At 52.2% G+C, this 1,981-nt stretch carries 3 protein-coding genes; all 3 read left to right on the top strand.

From position 1 onward, the window contains the following. Positions 1 to 585 (top strand): multicopper oxidase domain-containing protein (locus BIS10_RS18560; RefSeq protein WP_253507708.1); only part of this gene is annotated, 585 nt, incomplete at its 5' end. A gap of 9 nt (positions 586 to 594) precedes the next feature. Then, entirely contained in the window at positions 595 to 1,365 is a 771-nt protein-coding gene (locus BIS10_RS18565) for a copper resistance protein B (RefSeq protein ID WP_253507711.1), read from the top strand. A 130-nt stretch (positions 1,366 to 1,495) separates the two neighbouring features. Further along, a partial coding sequence (locus BIS10_RS18570; protein ID WP_253507714.1) for a hypothetical protein occupies positions 1,496 to 1,981 on the top strand: 486 nt, incomplete at its 3' end.

Genomic DNA, 1,981 nt, shown 5'->3' on the forward strand with positions numbered 1-1,981 from the left:
GGGATGGATCACTCCGGTATGTCCAACATGCAAGGCATGGATCACTCTACTATGGGGGGGATGGCAGCCGAGCAGGCCAAAATAGGCGCAAATGGTTTGCTTCTCGCCGGTGAAGCTCAGCCGGGCTCTCGCTATAACCAGGCGGGCATCGGCATTGATCCTGACGAAAGACGCGTATTGGTTTACCGGGATCTCAAAGCGATCACACCATGGCCTGATCGCCGTGAGCCAGGCCGTGAGCTTGAGCTGCACCTGACCGGCAATATGGAGCGTTATATGTGGTCGTTCGACGGTAAGAAGTTTAGCGAAGTGACCGGCCCTATTCATTTTGAGAAAGATGAGCGGCTGCGCCTAATTATGATTAACGACACCATGATGGAGCATCCTATCCACCTCCACGGCATGTGGATGGAGCTGGAAAACGGCCAGGGTGAATTGATTCCGCGCAAACACACCTTGAACGTGAAGCCCGGCGAGCGCGTGTCTGCGCTGATCACTGCAGACGCCGAGGGCAGTTGGGCGTTCCACTGCCACCTTCTCTATCACATGGATGCTGGCATGTTCCGCGTTGTTCAGGTTTCTTAAGGAGGCAGTATGAAAACCAAGTACTACGTAACCCTCGCCAGCGCCGCCCTCGGCATGGCCGCCGCCACGACTGCTCAAGCCGAAGACGGCTATGACGCCCCGGCCGGCTGGCCGTCACCGGTCGTGGAGCACCCGATGACCACGGTACGGGTCGATCGCTTGGAATATGCTTCGCCCGACAAGGGGGGGGATGCCTTGGTCTGGGATTTCCAGGCCTGGTATGGCGGTGATTTCAATCGCCTATACGTGGAAGGCGAAGGCGAAAACGTCCAGGGCGATGGCGAAGATGCAGAATTCGAGTCCCTCGACCTGCTTTATAGTCGTTTGATTGCCGACTTCTGGGAACTTCAGGGCGGCATCGGTTATCAGGGCGGTATCGCTACGAATAACTATCCCGAACGCTATTTCGGCGTCATCAGCCTATTGGGGCTCGCCCCCTATCGCTTCGAGACCGATCTCGACTTGATGATAAGCGATGAAGGCGATATCTCCGCCAGCCTGGAAAGCGAGTACGATCTGCGCCTGACTCAGCGGCTCTACCTACAGCCGCGTACCGAAATTGCCGTAGCTGCCAGCGAAGTTAAGGAGTTTGGTGTGGGTGAGGGCCTTAACTCAGTGCGTGTCGGCATGCGCCTGGGCTACGAAGTGACCAGACGCTTTGCGCCTTACGTGGGCGCTTACTGGGTAAAAGAGTATGGCGATACCGCTGACCTTTCTCGTGCTGGCGGGAATAATACCGAAGATACCGGCGTGGTGGCAGGTGTCAGGTTAATATTTTAAATCGTTAAGCACTCTATAACTTGCGCCACCGAAAGGTGGCGTTTTTTTTGCTAATAAACCACTAAATTCAGCTTCAATTCATACTCTAAGGTTATTGTTAAATTGTAAATAACCAGCGGAGTAAACCACCATGAAAATTAAAGCAATTGTTTTTAGTGCAGTAGTAGCAAGTATCCTCTCTACACCTGTATTAGCGAGCTTAGGCAATACAACACAGAATCTTCCCTTACTAGAAAGAGGCGTATCTTCTACACAGATGCTTGCTCAGGGGCACTCGAAGCGTTTCAATATTAATATTGAACAAGCGACTACCCTCCAAGTGACAAGTGAACATTTTCCGGGCATTACAAGCACTGGCAACCGCATTTCAGCTGTTCTTTATAATGAGGCGGGACAGCAGGTAGCAGAAGCTTCCAGCCCACGGGGGCACTTCGAACTTATTCGTCAGCTGCAACCTGGAAATTATCAGCTTGAGGTGAGTGGTAGCTCATTGGGAGGTAATAACCAAAGTGACAGTATGATCCTGCCCAGTAACGGTGGACACCTCAAGAACGTCATACGTTACGATGAGGTGAACCATGGCAAGATCGACAACATCAATGAAGAAAAAATCATA

Source organism: Halomonas sp. 707B3, from assembly GCF_024158645.1.
GTDB classification, from domain to species: Bacteria; Pseudomonadota; Gammaproteobacteria; order Pseudomonadales; family Halomonadaceae; genus Vreelandella; species Vreelandella lionensis.

Excerpts from the sequence above, each read along its gene's own strand:
- BIS10_RS18565 (WP_253507711.1), top strand. The coding sequence starts at position 595 with ATGAAAACCAAGTACTACGTAACCCTCGCCAGCGCCGCCCTCGGCATG.